This is a genomic window from Lipingzhangella rawalii, assembly GCF_031628175.1.
GTDB classification, from domain to species: domain Bacteria; phylum Actinomycetota; class Actinomycetes; order Streptosporangiales; family Streptosporangiaceae; genus Lipingzhangella_A; species Lipingzhangella_A rawalii.
In genome coordinates this window covers 1-1,220 of sequence record NZ_JAVLVT010000036.1, presented here as the reverse complement: position 1 = coordinate 1,220, position 1,220 = coordinate 1, and the positions used below count along the sequence as shown (strand labels likewise).

The window sequence follows — 1,220 nt, the reverse complement described above, 5'->3', positions numbered from 1 at the left end:
ACAGCTCGTCGATACGGGCCTGAGCCTCCCGGAGATCGAGCGCAAGCTTGCGCGCCAGTTCCCGGAACGTTGTTTCGTCTCCAGCCTCGTGTGGCATGGCTACCCCTCCCCATGTCCGGTGAATTCGCGATCAGGAAATGCCGAACTCGTTGTTGATCAGCTCCAGTAGTTGGTCGTCGGAGGCGTTAGCGAGGTCGCTGTGCTGGTACTCGGGGCCAGTGGCCCGGCCCGGGGTGCGGTCGTTCACCTGGGCCAACAGCTGGTGGAGGCGCTCGGTCAGACGCACCCGGGTGGTGTCTGTGATCGGCGGCGCGTCCGTGGCCGTCCGCGTGCTGAGGAGGGACTCCAGTCGATCGAGCTGCTCGTAGAGATCCTGATCGTCCGGATCCGCATCCGCATTCGGGGTGGACTCGTGGCCTGCCGTGTCCCCGTGCTCGCTCAGCTGGTGCGCAAGGTGCCGGGCCAGTGCGTTGGGGGTGGGATAGTCGAAGACCACCGACATTGGTAGATGCAGTCCGGTTACGGTGTTCAGCCGGTTGCGGAGCTGGACTGCCGCGAGCGACGTGCCGCCGGCGTCCATGAATCCTCGGAACACGTCGATGTCGTCGGGGCTGTCATGACCGAGCACGGCGGCCATGCATGCACATACCGTGCGCTTGAGTACATCGTGGCGGTCAACCTCCGGGGTGTTCTGGAGTTGTGTCAGCAGGGTCTGCTCCGGGGCGGCACTGTCGACCTGACGTTCGGCCAATCCACCCTCGTCTGGAACGGTGTACTGTCCGGCCGGGCCGGTCTCGGTGTGCGTGGTGGTCAACCAGAAGTGCTGGTGCTGGAAGGGATAGGTGGGGAGGTCCATCGGGGGACCGGGCTGGCCTTCGAACAGGCGTGACCAGTTGACCTCGGCCCCGTGGACGTAGGCGTCGCTCAGCGCGGTGAGCATCTGCGGCCAGTCGCCGTGCCCCCGCCGCAGGGTGTGGAGGACGGCGACCTCGTCCAGGTCGGCCTGTTCGGCGGCCTGGTGCAGGTTCGTCCCGAGCACAGGATGCGGACTGACCTCGAGGAACAGGTTGTGTCCATCGGCGAACAGTGCCTGGAGAGCCTCGTGGAACGCGACCGGTTCGCGTAGGCCCCGGTACCAGTAGTCGCCCGACAGCTCGGTTCCGTCGACAACACCTCCGGTGACGGTGGAATACATGGGAATGTCTCCACGTCCGCAGGTC

Annotated in this window: 1 protein-coding gene; it reads right to left on the bottom strand. The window is 65.6% G+C overall.

Features of this window, described 5'->3' with window-relative positions; all coding sequences use genetic code 11:
- Positions 1-130 precede the first annotated feature (130 nt).
- Positions 131-1,220: acyltransferase domain-containing protein (locus RIF23_RS20655; protein ID WP_310914308.1), on the bottom strand; the 1,090-nt coding region annotated here is incomplete at its 5' end.